This window comes from Mesorhizobium sp. BAC0120 (genome assembly GCF_033542235.1).
Taxonomy (GTDB): domain Bacteria; phylum Pseudomonadota; class Alphaproteobacteria; order Rhizobiales; family Rhizobiaceae; genus JAWRCU01.
In genome coordinates this window covers 87,283-105,357 of sequence record NZ_JAWRCU010000007.1, presented here as the reverse complement: position 1 = coordinate 105,357, position 18,075 = coordinate 87,283, and the positions used below count along the sequence as shown (strand labels likewise).

General features: G+C 63.4%; 18 protein-coding genes. 2 read left to right on the top strand and 16 right to left on the bottom strand.

The features are described from left to right. Positions 1-109: 109 nt before the first annotated feature. The 4 genes from SAZ10_RS17565 to SAZ10_RS17550 form a co-directional block, all read right to left on the bottom strand. Positions 110-1,246 carry a mandelate racemase/muconate lactonizing enzyme family protein gene (locus SAZ10_RS17565; RefSeq protein WP_318610651.1) on the bottom strand — a complete coding sequence of 379 codons (1,137 nt, stop codon included), beginning with the start codon at positions 1,244-1,246 and terminating at the stop codon, positions 110-112. Between the two features lie 47 nt (positions 1,247-1,293). Further along, positions 1,294-2,043 carry a GntR family transcriptional regulator gene (locus SAZ10_RS17560; RefSeq protein ID WP_318610650.1) on the bottom strand — a complete coding sequence of 250 codons (750 nt, stop codon included), beginning with the start codon at positions 2,041-2,043 and terminating at the stop codon, positions 1,294-1,296. A 125-nt stretch (positions 2,044-2,168) separates the two neighbouring features. Next, the gene (locus SAZ10_RS17555) at positions 2,169-2,468 is read right to left on the bottom strand and encodes a hypothetical protein (protein WP_318610649.1); all 300 of its coding nucleotides are present in this window, start codon (positions 2,466-2,468) and stop codon (positions 2,169-2,171) included. Then, complete coding sequence (locus tag SAZ10_RS17550; protein ID WP_318610648.1) at positions 2,465-4,222, bottom strand: thiamine pyrophosphate-dependent enzyme; 1,758 nt, start codon at positions 4,220-4,222, stop codon at positions 2,465-2,467. The genes SAZ10_RS17555 and SAZ10_RS17550 overlap by 4 nt, the downstream gene beginning before the upstream one ends. Before the next feature lie 223 nt (positions 4,223-4,445). Between SAZ10_RS17550 and SAZ10_RS17545 the strand changes: the two genes are divergently transcribed. Further along, a complete protein-coding gene (locus SAZ10_RS17545; RefSeq protein WP_318610647.1) occupies positions 4,446-4,889 on the top strand; it encodes a PPC domain-containing DNA-binding protein in 444 nt (147 codons plus the stop codon). A gap of 130 nt (positions 4,890-5,019) precedes the next feature. Further along, positions 5,020-6,099 carry an SDR family oxidoreductase gene (locus SAZ10_RS17540; protein ID WP_318610646.1) on the top strand — a complete coding sequence of 360 codons (1,080 nt, stop codon included), beginning with the start codon at positions 5,020-5,022 and terminating at the stop codon, positions 6,097-6,099. A 62-nt stretch (positions 6,100-6,161) separates the two neighbouring features. On the opposite strand, the gene SAZ10_RS17535 is transcribed toward SAZ10_RS17540, so the two are convergent. The 12 genes from SAZ10_RS17535 to SAZ10_RS17480 are packed head-to-tail and all read right to left on the bottom strand — an operon-like array spanning position 6,162 to position 18,027. Further along, positions 6,162-6,437 carry a cytochrome C oxidase subunit IV family protein gene (locus SAZ10_RS17535; protein ID WP_318610645.1) on the bottom strand — a complete coding sequence of 92 codons (276 nt, stop codon included), beginning with the start codon at positions 6,435-6,437 and terminating at the stop codon, positions 6,162-6,164. A gap of 5 nt (positions 6,438-6,442) precedes the next feature. After that, positions 6,443-7,078, bottom strand: a complete 636-nt coding sequence (locus SAZ10_RS17530) for a cytochrome c oxidase subunit 3 (protein WP_318610644.1) — start codon at positions 7,076-7,078, stop codon at positions 6,443-6,445. Then, the gene (locus tag SAZ10_RS17525; protein ID WP_318610643.1) at positions 7,071-8,744 is read right to left on the bottom strand and encodes a cbb3-type cytochrome c oxidase subunit I; all 1,674 of its coding nucleotides are present in this window, start codon (positions 8,742-8,744) and stop codon (positions 7,071-7,073) included. Before SAZ10_RS17525 ends, SAZ10_RS17530 begins: the two co-directional genes overlap by 8 nt. Continuing rightward, positions 8,741-9,691 (bottom strand): cytochrome c oxidase subunit II, encoded by a 951-nt coding sequence (gene coxB, locus SAZ10_RS17520; protein WP_318610642.1) that lies wholly within the window; start codon positions 9,689-9,691, stop codon positions 8,741-8,743. The genes SAZ10_RS17525 and coxB overlap by 4 nt, the downstream gene beginning before the upstream one ends. Further along, positions 9,688-10,470: an SCO family protein gene (locus SAZ10_RS17515; protein ID WP_318610641.1), complete on the bottom strand. Its 783-nt coding sequence runs from the start codon at positions 10,468-10,470 to the stop codon at positions 9,688-9,690. The genes coxB and SAZ10_RS17515 overlap by 4 nt, the downstream gene beginning before the upstream one ends. Next, the gene (locus tag SAZ10_RS17510) at positions 10,467-10,883 is read right to left on the bottom strand and encodes a hypothetical protein (protein ID WP_318610640.1); all 417 of its coding nucleotides are present in this window, start codon (positions 10,881-10,883) and stop codon (positions 10,467-10,469) included. Before SAZ10_RS17510 ends, SAZ10_RS17515 begins: the two co-directional genes overlap by 4 nt. Then, positions 10,880-11,953, bottom strand: coding sequence for a hypothetical protein (locus SAZ10_RS17505; protein ID WP_318610639.1), 1,074 nt, complete (start codon positions 11,951-11,953; stop codon positions 10,880-10,882). Before SAZ10_RS17505 ends, SAZ10_RS17510 begins: the two co-directional genes overlap by 4 nt. Beyond that, the gene (locus tag SAZ10_RS17500; protein WP_318610638.1) at positions 11,950-12,483 is read right to left on the bottom strand and encodes a cytochrome c; all 534 of its coding nucleotides are present in this window, start codon (positions 12,481-12,483) and stop codon (positions 11,950-11,952) included. The genes SAZ10_RS17505 and SAZ10_RS17500 overlap by 4 nt, the downstream gene beginning before the upstream one ends. Then, positions 12,480-13,043, bottom strand: coding sequence for a DUF3341 domain-containing protein (locus SAZ10_RS17495; protein ID WP_318610637.1), 564 nt, complete (start codon positions 13,041-13,043; stop codon positions 12,480-12,482). The genes SAZ10_RS17500 and SAZ10_RS17495 overlap by 4 nt, the downstream gene beginning before the upstream one ends. Then, on the bottom strand, positions 13,033-14,373 hold the full coding sequence (gene nrfD, locus SAZ10_RS17490; protein WP_318610635.1) for an NrfD/PsrC family molybdoenzyme membrane anchor subunit: 1,341 nt from the start codon (positions 14,371-14,373) through the stop codon (positions 13,033-13,035). The genes SAZ10_RS17495 and nrfD overlap by 11 nt, the downstream gene beginning before the upstream one ends. Then, positions 14,370-17,354, bottom strand: coding sequence for a TAT-variant-translocated molybdopterin oxidoreductase (locus SAZ10_RS17485; protein WP_318610633.1), 2,985 nt, complete (start codon positions 17,352-17,354; stop codon positions 14,370-14,372). The genes nrfD and SAZ10_RS17485 overlap by 4 nt, the downstream gene beginning before the upstream one ends. A gap of 4 nt (positions 17,355-17,358) precedes the next feature. Further along, on the bottom strand, positions 17,359-18,027 hold the full coding sequence (locus SAZ10_RS17480; RefSeq protein ID WP_318610632.1) for a cytochrome c3 family protein: 669 nt from the start codon (positions 18,025-18,027) through the stop codon (positions 17,359-17,361). Positions 18,028-18,075 lie beyond the last annotated feature (48 nt).

Sequence of the window (18,075 nt, the reverse complement as noted above, 5' to 3'; positions counted from 1 at the left end):
CGCGTCCCCCTCATCGGCGCTGCGCACGTCTGCGTACGGTATACCGTATATGAATGCACGTCTGCCGGCGTCAATCAAGCGGAAATTGAGGCATATCGCCTGCGCTGGTCTAGGGGCGCAGAGCCCCGGCGTTCGTCGTCACCTCCCGCAGGGCGTCGAGGTCGAGCTTGATGCCAAGTCCGGGCGAAGTGGGGATGGACAGCATGCCTTCGGCGTCGAGCTTCCAGCCGCCGACGGTGATGTCGATGTAAGGGGAGCCGCCGATATACTCGACGAGATCAGCGCCCGGGATCGCAGCGGAAAGTTGCAGGTCGGCCGCCAGCCCGACCGCGGTGTTCCAGCCGTGGCCGATGTAGCGAATGCCAAACTCGTTGGCCATGCGCGCAATGCGTATCTGCTCGGAGATGCCACCGACCTTGGTCACGTCAGGCTGCACGATGTCGAGAGCGCGTCTCTCGAACCACGGCAGATAGCTTTGCCGACGGGTGAGGCATTCGCCGGTCGCGATCGGCACCGGGCTGCGGTCGCGCAGCGTCTTGAAGTCGTCCAATGCGTCGGGCGGTAGAGCCTCTTCGAACCAATAGACGTCGTAATCTTTGAGCATCTCTGCGGTCCCGACGGCCCAGCTCAGACCGTTCGGCCAGAAAGCGTCGCTGGCGCCAGCGTCGACCATCAGCAGGCAATCGTCACCCGCACCGGCTCGGGCGGCCCGCACGATTGCCTCGTCGAGCCTGCGGTCCTCGCGGCGTCCGAACGGACCCCAGCCGATCTTGATCGCCCGAAACCCCTGCTCCCGATAAAACGCCGTACGCTCGCGCATCAGTTCCGGCATTTCCATCAGTATCGAGGCATAGGCTTTGACCTTCGTACGGTAGCAGCCGCCAAGCAGACGTCCGATGGGCTGGCCCGTGACCTGGCCGAATATGTCCCACAGTGCGATGTCGATGCCGGAGATCGCATGTGTGATGCTGCCGCCACGGCCCATCCAGAACGTGTTCTGGTTCAGCTTTTCACTGACCCGCATCGGCTCGATGGCGCTCTCCCCGATGACCAAGGGACGCAACACCGCCAGCGCGGCTTCGACAAGCCTGGCGTCGGTGAATACGGAACCTATGCCGAGATGACCTTCGTCAGTGCGAACGGCGACCAGTGCGTGAATCGAGTCTTCGGGGCGGATCTCGTTGCTCCAGCCTCCCTTAGGGGATTTCCCGAACAAACCAACGCTTTCGATGGATTGGATTTTCATCTATGCCCCCACCCCGCATGATCCTGAAAAGCAGTGATGCAGCTAAGCTAGCGGCGCTTGCGCGCTGCGCTTCGGGTGGAAGGATCCGAAAAATGCTTCCTCAGCACGTCGTCGATTTCGTCAGGCGACCCCGTCCGCAGGAATTCCACCAGCCGCTCGTGCAGCCGCACCTCGCCGGTTCGATCGGCTGCGCTCGACCAATCGCGGCAGAAGACGATGAACATGTGCTGCGCCAGACCTTCCCAGATCTGTGCGGCCAGCACGTTCCCGGAGTGCCGGGCCACCGCGCGATGAAAGTCAAGATCGACGGCACTGAGCAGGATTGGATCACCCGAGCCCGACAGCTCGCGCATTCGACCGACGATCGATTTAAGCTCTGCAATCAGCCCCGCGCGGCTACGCTCGGAGCGCATGACATGCTGAAAGAAGATCCGTTCGATCGCAAAGCGGAGTTCGAACAGCTCGGCTATGCGTTCCTTGCCGTAGTCGGCGACACGAAGGCCGCGCTGGGCACCGCCGACCAATATGCCCCGCAGGAGAAGCTTTTGCATCGCCTCCCGCGCCGGCACGCGACTTACATTGAGCGCCGCAGCTATTTCGGCCTCGGTTATTCGCTTGCCAGGCGCAATATCGCCCCTGGCGATCGCCAATATCAACCGATCTTCAACCTCGTCGGCCGTCGTTCGGTTTCGCTCGATGGGCGAGAGCGGTGGCAAAGGATGTATGCTGTGCGGCGTCGATGGGCGGGTCGAGGCGGCGGCCGCGTCAGCGACTTGTTTGTCGACCTCGGTTTCCATGCGCTAATTCTCCCAGCAAGGAAGTTTCGGGCTTGATCACCCGGTCAAGGTGAACGCTTACGCATACTGTATACCGAAGTCAATAAGGTCGCTTCCCTGCGGAAGCGACCTCGCCAACAATTCGGCTACCTGCAACGTGGGCTTCCCGCTGCCCTGTTCGCCGTCCAGAGATCAGGGATGTCGAAAGCTTCCTCGCCCTCGATCACATCGCCTAAAGTCTCGTCGATCACCTCGCATGCGGCGGTGATGGCATAACCATAACCGAGCCCGCTCTCGCCGCCAGCGTCCAGTTCGACAACGACCAGCGTCGTGGCATTCCAGTCGATGGTGCCGTCAGCTTCCGGCTCATCGGTCGGAATCCGGAACGCGCGAGTCTTGGGCCGCGCAAGCGGAATGTTCGAGTGAGATACCGGTTGGCTCGTCAAATAAGCTCCCGCACGGTGTCCGAAGCGATGGTGAGCGCGATCTTGCCCCGTGAGGGCGTGCCGCGGGCAAGCGCCTCTGCGAGATGCGCTGTCTGCCTCAGCGTCGCCTTCGGCGGCATGGGCGGCTCGTTTGGATCGACGACCGCTTCGACAAGCACCGGACCGGCTACGGCAAAAGCCTCGCGCAGGATCTCTGCGCAGTTGGCCGGATCGTCGACACGGAAGCTCTTCAGGCCGAAGCCGCTGGCCACAGTGGCGAAATCGATGGGCTGCAGGTCGCAGACATATTCGGGGTTGCCGAGGAAGACCATCTGCTCCCATTTGATCTGGCCGAGCGTGTTGTTCTTGATGACGACGATCTTCACGCCGAGGCCGTACTTCACGCAGGTGGCGAGTTCGCCCATCAACATGGTGAGGCCCCCATCGCCGACGAAACAGACGACCTGGCGCTCGGGATATGCGACAGCGGCGGCGACCGCGTAAGGCAGACTGCACGCCATCGTGGCGAGATTGCCCGAGCAAGAAAACTTCATGTCACCGCGGATCATCAGGTGACGCGCCGCCCAGGTGGTGATTGTACCGGAATCGGTCGTGACGATAGCGTTGTCGTCGAGAAGCTTGTTGAGTTCGTGCGCGACCACCTGCGGCTTCATGGGCTTGTCCTGCCGCGTTCCGCGGTCGGTGATCAGGTCGGTCCACTCGTTCATTCCGGCCTGCGCTGTTTCGAGAAACGAGCGATCTTCATGGTAGTTGAGCCGCGGCAGCAACTCCCTGAGCACCTTGGCCGTGTCTCCGACCAGCACCGCCTCCACTGGATAGCGCAGGCCGACGCGTTGCGGATCCAGCTCGATCTGTACGGCGCGCGCCTGACCGGGCTTCGGGTAATATTCGATATAAGGGAAGTTGCTGCCGGCAATGAGCAGCGTGTCGCATTCCTCCAAAGCCTCCTGCGACGGCTTCGTCCCGAGCAGGCCGATGCCCCCCGTCGAATAGGGGCTGTCGTCGGGCAGGACGGCCTTTCCGAGGAGGGCCTTGATGACGGGGGCGCCTAGCCTCTCGGCAATGGCGGCTACCTCTTCACGCGCCCGAAGCGCACCCTGGCCGGCCAGAATCGCTATCTTCGTTCCGGCATTCAGAATCGAAGCCGCGCGCGCAAGCTGCTCATCGCTGGGCAATTGGGCTGAGGCGGCCGGAAGTTCGGAGACGTGCTTGGGTATATTGCGATCGGAGCGATGGCCTGCGTCGACCTCCTGCGACTGAACGTCGACCGGAATCGTGACGTGCGCTACGCCGCGATAGGCGAGTGCCGTGCGGCATGCGAGCTCGACCGTGTTCTCGACGTGAGCCGGCCCCATGATACGCGCGTTATAGGCGCAGACATCCATATACAGCTTGTCGAGCTCCACATCCTGCTGAGTATAGGTGTGCAGGAGATCGTGGAACTGCAGTCCGGTAATAGCGAGCACCGGCTGGTGATCGAGCTTGGCGTCGTAGAGGCCGTTCAGCAGGTGGATCCCGCCAGGGCCTGACGTAGCGATGCAGACGCCGAGTTTGCCGGTCCATTTGGCATGCGCACAGGCGGCAAAGGCAGCGGCCTCCTCATGCCGTACCTGAATGAACCTGATCTCGTCCTGCTTCCTTCGTAGCGCCTCGATGACGCCATTGATGCCGTCCCCCGGGATGCCGAATATCGTGTCCACATTCCAGTCGATCAGAGCGTCGACCAGCGCGTCGCCAGCGGTTCTTGCGGCCATTGCGAATCTCCAGGATGTGTGGTGCCGGAAAACATTAGGTTGCCGGTGGCTCTCGGCGACGTAACTGCCCAGGCGAGCAACTGTTCCGCAGGGGCCGCGCAAGACAATGAGAGTGGAACATTAGCCGCCACGCGACGTTGCCAAAGCACAAGTTCGACCGGAAGCCGTCTGGCCGTCCGGTCCGATATGGCCCTCATCGATGGCTCCGGACGGGAGACGAGTCGTGCAGAGCAGACTCCTTGCCGATTCAGCAGGTCAGAAGTCGTTCGCATTGATCCTCGATACGGGCGACGAGGTGATGTCGTCCCTTCAGGATTTCGTGGATCGCGAAAAGGTGTCGGCCGCTCAATTTTCTGCGATCGGCGCGTTCAGTGACGCGGTGCTCAATTACTTCGACTGGGAAAAGAAGGAATACCTCAGGATTCCGGTGACAGAGCAGGTCGAGGTAGCGTCGCTGATTGGAGACGTGGCGCTCGCGCCTGACGGTGGGCGCTCGCTGCATATGCATGCGGTGCTCGGCCGACGCGACGGCACGGCGCTCGCCGGCCATCTGGCCGAGGCGCATGTGCGCCCGACCCTTGAAATCATTCTGACTGAATCGCCCGAACACCTGCGCAAGCGGCACGATCCCCGCTCGGGGCTCGCGCTGATCAAGCTGCAGGAGTGAGGCATGGCTCCGCTACACTTCCGCGGCCGCGGCTCGGTCGATATCTCAACAACACCTCCCGTGGGTCAGCCCACAAGGCTGTATGCTCGCGCACTGCGCAATGCCCTTCCCCCATGACTGCGTTCACACGATGAGATGGCCCTTCCAGCAATTCGCACATGCCCAGGCCGCGCTCACGCAGCGCGCGGACGGAGGCGATTTCAACGGCAAGGTGGCGGTAGTCACAGGCGCATCCGCTGGCGTTGGCCGCGCGACGGCGCGCCGCTTGGCCCGCGCCGGTGCTACCGTGGCCCTGATCGCAAGGGATGCCGCCGCCCTGCAAGAGACCGAGGCGGAGATGCGAGCAGTCGGCGGAAGGGCGTTGGCCATCCCCGCCGACGTGGCCAATGCCGAAGCCGTATTCGCTGCGGCAGACACGGTCGAGTCCAAGTTCGGTTCGATCGACGTCTGGGTGAACAACGCCATGGTGACGGTCTTCTCGCCGCTCTGCGAGATGACGCCCGAGGAATTTCGACGCGTAACCGAGGTGACCTATCTCGGCTATGTGCACGGGACCATGGCGGCTCTCAAACACATGCGCCCGCGGAACCGAGGGGTTATCGTTCAGGTCGGATCCGCTCTCGCCTATCGCGGCATTCCGCTTCAGTCCGCCTATTGCGGGGCCAAGCACGCCATCCGCGGTTTTACCGACTCGCTCCGCGCCGAGCTTCTCCACGAGAAAAGCGGCATCGAGTTGGCGATGGTACAGCTGCCGGCCGTGAACACACCACAATTCGACTGGGCCCGCACCCATCTCGATCGCGAACCGCGTCCGGTTCCCCCGGTGTTTCAGCCAGAGGCAGCGGCCCATGCCATTGTGAAGGCTGCTCGGCAGCGGCAACGCGAGTTGTGGGTCGGCGCCAGCACGGTGCAGGTCATACTCGGCAACATGGCCGTTCCAGGTTTTGTGGACCATTATTTGGCGCGGCTGGGCTACAGCGCACAGGAAACGGGGCAGCCCCTGCCCGCCGACCGCCGCGACAATCTGGAAACACCGGTCAGCAGCCTGCACCGGACGCGCGGTTCGTTCGGGGCGGAGGCGCATGCCTACGCGCCTGCTCTGCCAGGTCAGGCGGTGCGTATCGGGATCGCGATGCTCGGCCTCGCCGTTTTCGCGGTTGGAGGCTGGCTCGCCGGCAGGTCGAGCGGGCGGCGGCTGCGCAACCGATAGGCCGCGCGCCGCCGTATCCAGGCGAGCCGGCAAGTTTCTCACGATTCCGTTTCCGACGGGCTCTACCCGCTCATCGCCCGGGTCGCATAATCAGCTCCCGACAGGATAAGCAGGATCAGCAGCCAGGCACCGGCACCGATCGCCGCCAGCCGCAACAGACCACTCTCCTCCCTGAGGTGCATGAAGAACCAGAAGATCAGCGCAGCCTTTGCGAACGCGACGCCGAAACTCAGAGCCACGCTCGGGAAGCCGCTCAGCAGGAAGCTTCCTGCCACGGTAACGAGCAGCAATCCCTGCAGAATAGCCCAAACGAAGATCAGCTGGCGAAAGGCAGTCATGGCCCTCACCGCGCAAGATAAAGAGCGGGATAGAGGAACACCCAGATCACGTCGACAAGGTGCCAATAGAGTCCACTGGCCTCGACCACGACGGTCCGGTCCGGCAGGCGCAGCGAATTGAGAACAAGCCTGACCGCAACACCGGTGAGCAGTACGATCCCGATCGTGACATGAACGGCGTGCAGTCCGGTACCGAGAAAATAGAGGTTCATGAATAGGTGCTCAGCCGGCGTTGAGAAGCGCGGGGGATCGCTGAAGATCGGCAATAGGCCATCCCGATACTCCTCCCAATATTCGAAGGCCTTGAGACCAAGAAAAGCGAGGCCGAGAAGCGCGGCGCCGGCGAGCAGAGCCGCTGAACGGCGCGCCTTTCGAGCCCGCGCCGAGTGGACGGCGAGCGCGACCGCGAGGCTCGAGGTCAACAGGACGGCGGTGTTGATGCCACCGATGAAGACGTGCATCCGCTTCGAGGCCTCGACCACCTGTTCGGTGTGCAGCAGGCGAGCGACGAAGATCGCTGTGAAAATGCCGCCGAAGAGCATGATCTCTGTACCGAGAAAGACAAACATGCCCATCATGGCCGCCTCGCGCTGCTGCGCCGGGGCCTGAAAGGGCTCGCTGACGTCCACCCGGTCAGCCATCTTCTTTCCTCTCGAGCGGGAAGTTGTAAGGCTGCTCCGTCACGACCGGGATCGTGTGGAAATTGTGCTTGGGCGGCGGCGACGGAACGGTCCATTCGAGGCCGGTCGCGCCCCAAGGATTGGGGCCTGCGGCATCTCCGTAGCGCATCGACCAGAGCAGATAGGCAAACGGCATGACATAGGCGATGGCGAGGATCGAGGCGCCGGCGGACGAGAGCACGTGGAATACCTGGAACGCCGGATCGTAGACATGGTAGCGCCGCGGCATGCCGAGGTAGCCCAAAATGAACTGCGGGAAGAAGGTCAGGTTGAAACCGAAGAAGATGAAGATCGCCGAGAGCCTGCCCCAGACAAAAGAATAGGTACGACCGACCATCTTCGGCCACCAAAAGTGCAACGCCCCGAAATAGGCGGAAACCGTGCCGCCGACCATGATGTAGTGGAAATGCGCGATCACGAAATAGGTGTCATGCACGTGGACGTCGATCGCCAGCATGGACAGTATGAGGCCGGTCAGCCCCCCGATGACAAACAGCCCGATGAAGCTCATCGCGAAGAAGAAGGGCGGGTCGAGTGCGATCTGGCCTTTTTGCAGGGTCGCCGTCCAGTTGTAGACCTTGATCGCGGAAGGCACCGCGACCGCCAAGCTCAGGAACGAGAAGACCGCGCTCGCATACATGGACTGGCCCGCCACGAACATGTGGTGGCCCCAGACCAGGAACCCGATGACTGCGATCGCGATCGAGGAGCCGGCCACGAACCAGTAGCCGAAGACCGGCTTCCGCGCCGCGGCTGCCACGAGTTCGCTGACGACGCCCATGGCCGGCAGCACCATGATGTAGACGGCCGGATGGCTGTAGAACCAGAACAGATGCTGGAAGAGCAGCGGGTCCCCGCCAAGCTTCGGGTCGAAGATGCCGAGCCCGAAGAGCCGTTCGGCCGCCATCAGCGCAAGCGTGATGGACAGTACCGGAGTAGCCAGCACGAGGATGAGCGAGGTCGCGTAGTGTGACCACACGAACAGGCGGAGGCGCCCCCATGTCATGCCCGGCGCGCGCAGCTTATGCACCGTCACGATAAAGTTGAGGCCGGTCAGGATGGATGAGAAACCGACGATGAAGACGGCAGCCGCGACGAGCACGACATGCCCGTTGGCGAACATCGATGACAGCGGCGTGTAGAAGGTCCAGCCGGTGTCGACGCCGCCTCCGATCAGCACAAAGAGGGTGAAGAGCCCGCCCAGCAGGTAGATATACCAGCTGAGCAGGTTGAGCCGCGGGAACGCCAGGTCGCGGGCGCCGATCATCAGCGGAATAAGGAAATTGCCGAAGGTGTTGGGGATCGACGGAATGAGGAAGAACCACACCATGATCACGCCGTGCAGCGTGAAGGCGCGGTTGTAGCCCTCGTTCGAGAGGAGGTCGCCCTGCGGCGTCAAGAGGTCGAGACGGATCAACGCCGCCGCCGCGCCGCCGATGAAGAAGAACAGCGTGACAGAGATGAGATAAAGGATCGCGATGCGTTTGTGATCCGTCGTCAGCAACCAGGATCTGAGAGTGTGGCCGGCACGGAGGTAGCTTTGCCGCTCGCTCTGGGTTTCCGATAGGCCCCGATCATTGAGGTTGGTCCGGTCGGGGCCGGGTTCGCGTGCGAGCGTCTCGGTCATCGCGTTTCCTTCCGGGGTGCTGTTCGCAGCGATTTGATGTAGGCGACCAGCTCCATCACCTGTTCTTCGTCCAGGATGTTCTGGAAGGTCGGCATGATGTCCGGATAGCCGGCCGCAACCTGGGAGTGAGGCAAGAGGATACTGTCGCGGATGTAGCGCTCGTCGGCGGTTACGACCTCTCCGCTCTGCAGCGGCACAGGGCTGCCGAAAAGCCCCTCCAGCGGCGGGGCGTGTACTGTCGAGGAAGGACCGTGGCAGCCGCTGCATCCCTTGCTGCGGAAGAGAGCCGCGCCCCGGTCGACAAGCGATTGGTCGACACCGGATTCTTCGAGCCAGCGCGTGTAGTCGGCTTTCGTCATCACCACGAAACGGCCACCCATGAGGGAGTGGTCCGTGCCGCAGAACTGGGAGCAGGTCAGGTGGTAGATGCCAGGCTTGTCGGCTGTGAACCACATCGTCGTGTAACGCCCGGGTACGACGTCGCGCTTTATCCGCAGGGCCGGGATGAACAGGCTATGGATCACGTCCTGCGATGCCATGATGAGCTTCACCGGCTCATTCACCGGCACATGCAGTTCGTTGATTTCCCGCTGCCCGCCGGGGTGCTCGAACTTCCACATCCACTGCTTGGCGACGACGTCGACCTCGAGTGCGTCCGCTGGCGGATAGTACAAGTCCGCATAGAGGTGTGTCGCCCAAACGAAGAAGGCGAGCGTCAGGATGAAGGGGATCATTGCCCAGGAAGTCTCGATCCAGATGCTGCGGTTGACCGGATCGGAGCGGTCGGCCGGCCTGCCGCGGCGATACTTCACCGCGAAGACAACGATCAGAATGAAGACCGGCGCGGCAAGCAGGGCGATCAGCAGGAGGAATGTAAAAGCGAGCAGGTCCACCTCGGACGCGTGTGTCGACGCCTGGCTCGCCCAGGGCAGGAGCTGGTCGATCACGGGGGGCTCCCCCTCCGCCGCTCGCGCAGGAGCGCAATCCCGATCAGGCCGGCGCCAAGTGCCACGGTCACGCCACCGCCGATCCGCAGCAGCCAGTTCACCATCGAGTCGTAGCGACCCGTCCGAGCATCGTAGTGGTAGCAGAGCAGCAGGAGCTGGTCGCCCCAGGTGCCGAGCCGCCCCTCGCCGGCTTCGGTGAGCGCCAGCTTCAAGTCTGCCGGCTCGGGCGCAACTCCGTAGAGCCAGCGTGCGAGACGGCCATCGGGCGTAAGCACCGCGACGGCGGCGATGTGGGCGTACTGGCCGATGCCTTCATCCCAGGCATAGCGGTACCCCAGCACTTGCGTGACCGCCTTGATATCTGGCGCCGCGCCGGTCAGCGCCCGGATTCCATCCGTCGGCAAGCTCGGAAAAGCCTTTTCCAGGTCGGCCATGGACTTTCGCGCTTCGGTCGGCCCCTCTTTTGGATCGATGCCGAAAGAGACAATGACGAAATCTCGTCCAGGCAAGAAGCTTTGGGTCTGCACCGCCTGAACGAGCCCCGAAAGCGTGATGCCGCATATGTTCGGGCAGTTGTGCAGCACCGGGGCAAGCACGATCGGCCTGCCCTGGCCGAGCGAACGCAAGGTCACCGGATGGCCCTGCTCGTCTCGAAAGACGATGTCGAACGGCACCTGAGCGCCGGGGTGCTGATCTATTCCCGCCTCTACGAACGGATTGAAAGCAAATGCCGGCCAAGCGGCAAGAATGACGATGAGAATTAGGACGAGCCGCTTCATGGCTGCGGCGCTCCAGCGTTGGGCCCATCAGGCCAGCCCTGCCTGGCCAGCAGCTCCATTGCCCGGTCTATGGGAATATGGGCTCGTCCGGCCTTGCGGTCAGTCCAGGCGTAGCCTTCCAGCTTCGTGCGCGCAGCGGCCTCGATCGCCGCACGGTCGATTTCGGGGGAAATCTCAAGGCGCGGCCCGGCGCGGGCCGGAGGCGCCGCCTCGAGCGAGCTTGGCGCACTCGGCCCATGCGAATGGCCAAACAGGGCGAACATCCCCGCGACGAAAGCCAATGAAAGGCCAATGCCGGCGAAGAGGCCAAGCACCGCATAGGCGACCCCACGCGCCGGTGCGTCACTCGGCTCGAAGCCTTTCCGCTTCGATCGCTTCAAGGACTCCTGGCTGTGTCGTTCGACAGCGCTCACGGCAAGGACTCCGCTCGTTCGCGCCACGATCCGCTGATGCGAGGCCGAAGCCGCATCGACGTCGGGAAGGCTGCCAGGTTCAGCGCGCCGATCCCCGCGAAGGCAAGCAGCGTCGCCGCCGCGGTGAGCCCCGGACGACCCGCGGCCACCGGCAGCACAAGCCAAACGGCCTCCAGCGCCTTACCTGCGAGCACCGCGAAACACAGCGCGATCAGCCAGGTGCGGCTGCAACGGACGGGCGGAAAGAGGAGCAGCAATAGAGGCGCCAAGCCGAGCATGGCGATCGCATACTCGAAAAGCGACCAGACGCCTCGGCCGCGCTGCTGATACCAGGAGACGCTGGCCGGAAGATTGTCCGACCAGCTGATGACATACTGCATGAAGGCGAGATAGGCCCACAGCAGCAAGGCCGTGAGCAGGAGCCCGCCAAGAACTTCGGTACGTGCGCCCGGGTTGCCGGCGAACAGGCTCGACAAGATCAGGAAAGCGAGCGCGATCGTGGCCTGAATGGAAAGCACGTAGAGCCCAAAGCCCGAGGAGTGGAAGTCGGGTTCGAGGGACATCAGCCAGTCGACGGCGATGGTGGTGTCGAGAAGGACGAAAACGATCAGGCCGGCTGCGGCGATTGCCGTCGATCGTGGCCGCAACAAGAGGAGAAGCGCGATCGCACCTGTTGCGGCGAAAAAGATCACTGTACGGCCGATGAAGAAGAGCGGCGAGAGATAGATGCCGCGGAAGCCCTCGCTGCCTGGGGCGCTCGCCCAGCTATAGAGGCCGGCAAGACCGACCAGTACGGGAATGACGGAAAGGGCGGCAAGCGGCAAGAGCAAGAGCGCGGCGCCCGCCTGGGCCTGGAGTTCCGCTCGCCATACGCCGGGGATCAGCCCCATCATTGCGGCCAGACAGAGCGCGCCGATCGGCAAGCTCGACCAGAAAAAGAAGGCCGCAAGCCAGCCGCCGAGTGCACCCGGCGCTGCATATGAAAGGAAAAGCGCCAGGGCGATGCCCATCGCGCCTGCGAGCGCTGCGAGGCGTTGCCAACGTTCGGAGCTGTGTCGCGCGCCGTTCACGAACCGCCCTCCCCCAGCTTCGCGCGTTCGTCAGGTGACAGGGCGGCGACAGGTGGATCCTGGCTGAGCTGTAAGGCGCGGATATAGGCGGCGATCGCCCAGCGATCGGCGGGCATCACGCGATCGGCATAGGAATACATGACGCCATGGCCTTGCGTGATGACATCCACAAAATAGGAGGATGGCGCCTCGCGCAGGCGCGCGATGTGAAAGCTCGGCGGGTGCGGAAAACCGCGGGCCGGCACTGCGCCCTGGCCGTATCCGGCATGATCGTGACAGGGTGTGCAGTAGATGTCGAAGCGCTCGCGACCGCGCTCGATGAGGCCGAGGCTCATTGCAGGTTTCTGCTGCAATGCGGCGAGCCGCTCCGGGTCGTCGCGCGCGATCGCGCCATCCGGCGGCGCCTGCATGGACTTGCCATCCGCGAACAGGCTGCTTGGCTCGTAGGAATCGTAGCGGGGCTGATGGCTCATCTGGTCGCAGGCTGAGACCGGGAGCAGGAGCATCAGCGCGATGAGCGCTCGTGTCATACGGGTTCCTCCGAGTACCCGACCGCATTCACCCGGACCGGGTCGAGGCCCTCGAGGAAGCTTCGCGTCTTCTCGCGGTCGAATTTCCGATCGTTGCTGAGGATGACGAGGAAGAACTTGTCCTTGCTCGTTAGATGGAAGGCTTCGACACCGAATAGCGGATGATTGAGGCGCGGCAGATGGTTGAGCGCCAGCATTCCTCCGATCGAGAACAGCACGGCAAAAAGCACCATCAGCTCGAAGGTGATCAACATGAAAGCGGGGTTGGCGATGAGCGGCCTGCCCCCGATATCGATCTGAAAACTTTCGTTCGTGTAGACCTGCATGCCGTAGCCGAGAGCCGCGCCGAACATGCCGCCGATCAGTGTCAACCAGGGCACACGCTGGTCGCGGAAGCCGAGTTCCTCAGCCAGACCCTCGATCGGGAAAGGCGAATAGGCATCCACTTGCCGGAAGCCGGCCTCGCGCGCATGGCGGACGCCGTCGACGAGCCGCTCGGGACGATCAAATTCGGCGAGCAGGCCGAAGAGGCCGCTCGAGCTGGACGGCTCACGCATCATGCTGCTCCTCGAAGGCGGCCTCCTTGATCTCGAAGGAAGAGATGACGGGCAGGAAGCGCACGAAAAGCAGGAACGGGACCAGGAAGACACCGAGCATGCCGGCAAAGAGCGACCATTCCCAAAAGCTCGGGTGATAGGCGCCCCAGGACGATACGAGCCAGTCGCGATAGAGTGTGGTGACGAGCAGCATATAACGCTCGAACCACATTCCGATGGTCACCGAGAGACTGATGAGCAAGAGGAGCACCGGATTGGTCCTGATGGCGCGCCACCACAGGAGCTGAAGCGGTAGGAAATTGAGGACGACCGCGCCCCAGTAGCTCCAGGCGTAGTCGCCGGCGAGCCGGTCCATCAAGGTCCCGATGTCCTGCCTGTCGCCGGAATAGAATGCGTCGAAGACCTCGGCCCAATAACCATAGGCGGTCATAAGCCCGGTCGCGAGCACGAACTTGCCGAGCAGGTCCAAATGCCGCTCGCCGACAAGGTTTGTAAGGCCGAGCGTATGGCGCAGCACGACCGCGATCATGGAGACGACAGCGAAGCCGGAGAACGCCGCGCCGAGCACGAAATAGGGCGGGAAGACCGTCGAGGTCCAACCGGGAATGGGTCCGGCCGCGAACAGCAGGGAGACTTCGGAATGGACCGAAACGACGAGCGGCACGGCGATTGCGGCGGTGAGCCGGTAGGATTGTCGCCAGCGCGCCCAATGGCGGGCAGAGCCGCGCCAGCCCAGCGAAACGAGGCCGTAGAAGACCTGCTGACGACGCTTCTTTGCCCGATCGCGTACGGCGGCCAGATCCGGCACGATGCCGACGTACCAGAACAGCACCGAGACGGTGAGGTAGGTGAGCACCGCGAAGAAGTCCCAGGTGAGCGGGCTCTTGAACTGCGGCCATATGCTCATCGTGTTGGGATAGGGTGCGATCCAGTAGAAGTACCAGGGCCGCCCCAGATGCAGGATCGGATAGAGCCCCGCGCAGATGACGGCGAACAGCGTCATCGCCTCGGCGAAGCGATTGAGCGAATTGCGCCAGTGTGCCTCGAGCAGCAGCAACATCGCCGAGATCAGCGTGCCGGCGTGGCCTATGCCGAGAAACCAGATGTAGTTGGCAATAGCTAACCCCCAATTCACGGGGATATTGTTGCCCCAGACCCCAACGCCGTTGGCGAAGAGCACACCGGCAGAGATGAAGAAACTGAGGAGCAGAAGTAGCGCGAAGCCGAAGCAGATCCGCCAGGCCACCGGATCCGGATAGTGCAGCGGAATTTGCGCGATCTCCTCCGTGACCGCCGCATATCGATCGCCAGGCTCTGCCGCGATATGGGTCATCCAGTTCCGTCCTCTGCGCCCCCTCCTGTGCTTTCGATACGCGCGAGATAGGTGGTGCGCGGCCGTGTGTTCGCCTCTTCGAGCAGGCTGTAGTTGCGCGGGCTGGCCTTGCGACGGCTCACCTGGGTTTCCGGATCGATGACATCGCCGAAGGTGATGGCCCGGGTCGGGCAGGCCTGCTGACAGGCTGTCACAACGTCCCCGTCGCGGATCGCCCTACCCTCGATCTTGGCGGCGATACGCGCCTCACTGATGCGCTGCACGCAGTAGGTGCATTTCTCCATCACGCCGCGGCTGCGTATCGTGACATCCGGGTTGCGGGCAGCACGGAGCTCCTCGGGGTCGTCGCCCGTATAGTCGAACCAGTTGAAGCGGCGCACCTTGTAGGGGCAGAAGGAGGAACAGGTGCGTGTTCCGACGCAACGATTGTAGACCTGCAGGTTCAGCCCGTCGAAGCTATGGACCGCGGCATTCACCGGGCATCCCATCTCGCAAGGTGCCTGCTCGCAATGCATGCACGGCACCGGCTGGAAATAGGATTTCGGCTGGGCCGGATCGCCCTCGTAATATTGGTCGATGCGCAGCCAGTGCATCTGGCGGCCTTCCGCCACCAGTTCCTTGCCGACGACCGGCACGTTGTTCTCGGCCATGCAGGCAACCACGCAGGCATTGCAGCCAATGCAGAGATCGAGGTCGATCGCCATTCCCCAGGATGGGCTGTCCCATTCGCGAGTGGGATAAAAACTCGGCGGCTGGCTGTTTTGCTCGCCAGCCGCATTCGGCCCAGGCACCGTGTCCGGCCTTGAGCCTGCAGCGTCGGGCTGGCCGACCGTGCGGACGAAGTCGAATCCATCCAGAGCCTGGTGAGCCTGGGTGGTGGCGATGATCTCCTTCTTGCCGGTCGAGCTCAGCGCTGCCCCCTCGATCCGCCAAGCCGAGTCACTGGTGCGAATGGCGAAAGCGTCATAACCGAGATTGCTGCCGACGCGCCCCGCATGGGTACGGCCATAGCCGAGCGTCACCGTAACGGTGTTTGCCTCCTGGCCGGGCATGATCCAGGCGGGGCCGGTGAGCGTCCGCCCGCCCGCTTCGAGCTGCAGCACGTCGCCGTTCTGCAATCGGCGCTCTTTGGCGAGCGCAGGGCTCACCAGGATGACGTTTCCCCAGGTGATTTTGGTCAGTTGCTTCGGCGTCTCTTGCAGCCATGGATTACTGGCAAATCGGCCGTCCCAGATCGTCGGGTCGGGCCGGAAGACCACCGTCAGCCCTGTCCTCTGGACGTCCCGATGCGGTGGCACGCTGCGATCCGCGACGGCTGACGCCACGAAGGGGGCGGCACTCGCTTCCACGAAGCCGCGGACGAGCGCATTGCGCCAGCGCCCGTCGAAGCTTTCGCCCCATGACGCACGCCACGTCTCCTGGACTCTGTCGCGATCGGAGCCGCCCAGGCTGCCGACGAGATTGTCCATCACGACATGCAGCGGCCGCACGTCGTAGAATGGCCTTATCAAAGGCTGCTGGATGCTCGCTGTCCCGTCCACAGCGCGGGCGTCGCTCCAGGACTCGAGTTCATGCGCGAGCGGTACATGCCAATGGCTGAGGCTGGCAGTTTCGTCGTAATGAAGCCCCACATGAAGCCTCAGCGGCACCTTCTCCATGGCCGCCCTGAAATCGGGAGCCACCGGCGCCGTGTAGGCCGGGTTGGCACCGACGACTGCAAGCGTGGTCACGCGTCCGGCGGCCATATCCTGTGCAAGCATATCCAGGGAGCGAATGCCATCCGGCGGAATGGCGGCAATCGGATCGGTGAAGCGCAGCGTGGCGCCCAGGGCTCCGATGCGCTCGTTGCAGAGCAGGCCAAGTGCCTGGAGTTCGGCCGAGTGCTGGGGACCGACCGTGAGGAGCGTCTTGCCGGGAGTTTTCCGCAGCGCTGCCACGGCTCGATCGACCCAACGCCGCTCCTCGTCGGCAAGCTCGGGTGCGCTCGCCCCGTCCACCCCTAGAGCTGCTGCGATCGCGTATCCCAGCGCCTCGACCCTCGAAGGTGAAGCGATGAGCCGGTCCTCGGCCATGGCGCCTGTGAGGCTTGGCGTCGGCTCGGCGACGAAAAGACGGCTGTCGCCCCGGCGCTCCTGGAAGGCGAGCCGGCGTGTCGACCAACGTCTTGCCTGTACGGACTGCCTCGGCCCAGGACCAAGGAAGTCATCGTCGAGACTGATGACGACCTCGGCCACATCGAGCATCAGATGCCTGTCGAGCGGACGAGCGAAAACGCGACGCGCAGCCTCGAGGGCCAAGTCGTCATTGATAGGCTCGAGCACGTGCCAACGCGCCTGCGCCCAGCGGCTGAGCAAAGCCTCGATCTGACGCAACATCGTCGGCGATGTGACTGAACCGGTCAGCAGGCGAAAGCCTTCGCCTTGCCTGCGGTCGAGCTCAGCCGCTCCGGCAGTGATCGCCGCGTCGAAAGAGCTCCACGATGTCGGCCGCCCCAGAATGCGAGGCGACTGCGAGCGGTCGGGATCGTAGAGGCCGAGCAGCGAGGCCTGCAGGAAAGCATCGGTCGCCCCGCCGCTTGCAGGGTGGTCCCGATTGCCTTCCAGTTTGACCGGCCTGCCGACATGGGTCTTCCCCAAAGCCGGCAGGACGAAGCCGCCGAGCGTGACGGCCGTTGCGTACCATTTCGGCTTGCCTGGAACGACGAACTCCGGAGCTTCGACGTATGGCAGCGCCGTCTGGTCCGGGCTCCCGCCGCACCCGGTCAGGCCGGCCAAGGCGAGCGAAGCCGCCATGACCTTCAGCATCGAGCGCCGGTCGATGTCGGAAGGCCCTGAGAGGGGTGGGAACTCCGCTTCCAGAAAAGTGCGGAACGCCGCAGTGTCCGCAAGCTCGTCCAGGCTGCGCCAGAACGCGCGGCCTGTCTTCCCGCGCAAGTGCGAGCGCATCGCCGCGATTGGGTCGTTTCGGTTCTCGCCTGCCATCCTGTCACCTGTGGCAGATGTTGCAATTATCGAGCTTCGATGGCTGGATCCCGTAGGCTTTCACCATCAGCTCGCCATAGAGCTTGTGCTCCTCGGGATGGTTGTCCCAGTCGGACCAGTCCATCCGCGTGACCTGGTCCGGTGGGCGCAGACGAGGCGCCGGATTGCGATGACAATCCAGGCAGAACCGCATCTGGAAGGGCTGAGCGCGCGCCATCAGCGGCATCTCATCGACCCGGCCGTGGCAGGCGACGCAAGGCACACCCCGCGCGATATGTATCGAGTGGTTGAAGTAAACGTAGTCCGGCAGCTTCGAGACGCGCTGCCAGACAATCGGCCTGTCGGAGGCGAGGCTCTCCCGGATGGGCGCCAGCATGGGGGCACCCGTCCAAAGCTCGGAGTGGCAAGTCATGCAGATATGCGTCGCCGGGAAGCCGGCCCTTGCGCTCACCTCGACAGTGGTGTGGCAATAACGGCAGTCGATGCCGAGGCCGCCGACGTGATGCTCATGGCTGAAGGGAACCGGCTGATCGCGCACCCAGCCGACCAGCGTCGCGTAGCTTGAATCCATGTAGCCGCCGACGAACAGCACCGAGCCACATAGGACCAGCACGAAAACAAGGAGCGCTGTTCTCAGCCGCGTGTCGGCGGATGCCGTAAAGATCTGCGGCATGAGCTGCCCTCTGGGACTTCCGGTCTCCTAACAACAGCTCGCGTCGAG